This window comes from Gelidibacter salicanalis, from assembly GCF_016469035.1.
In the GTDB taxonomy this organism is placed as follows: domain Bacteria; phylum Bacteroidota; class Bacteroidia; order Flavobacteriales; family Flavobacteriaceae; genus Gelidibacter; species Gelidibacter salicanalis_A.
The window spans coordinates 1-308 of the sequence record NZ_JAEHJZ010000539.1 but is presented as its reverse complement, the minus strand read 5'-3'; the positions used below and the strand labels follow the sequence as shown (position 1 = coordinate 308).

Annotated in this window: 1 protein-coding gene; it reads right to left on the bottom strand. The window is 46.1% G+C overall.

Translation table 11 applies throughout. From position 1 onward, the window contains the following. Nucleotides 1-273: hypothetical protein (locus tag JEM65_RS22745; RefSeq protein WP_233530831.1), on the bottom strand; the 273-nt coding region annotated here is incomplete at its 3' end. Between the last annotated feature and the right edge of the window lie 35 nt (nucleotides 274-308).

The following is a 308-nucleotide window of genomic DNA, read 5'->3' as shown; positions in this document are numbered from 1 at the left end:
TTTTTTGCTTGTGGAACTTGAGGCAGAATAGTCATACCCAAAGTACTCCTTCAAGACATCCTCATTTTCCAGTAGACACCATTTCAGAGTGGCCTCAGTTCGAAACCTTACTTTGAAGGCACCCTTGGAAACTTTTTTAAAGAGGGTCGCGAAATGTGCACCCCAGTCATATTGAGGCAATGCCTCTATCGACTGGACCAAATGGTCAAAGGCGACGTCTTCGGTGGGCAAATCTCTCCAAATCTCCCAACTTTGGAACCAGTTTCCGCTCACGATGTAAGTTTTGGGCTGAGATTGCAGGAAGGCTT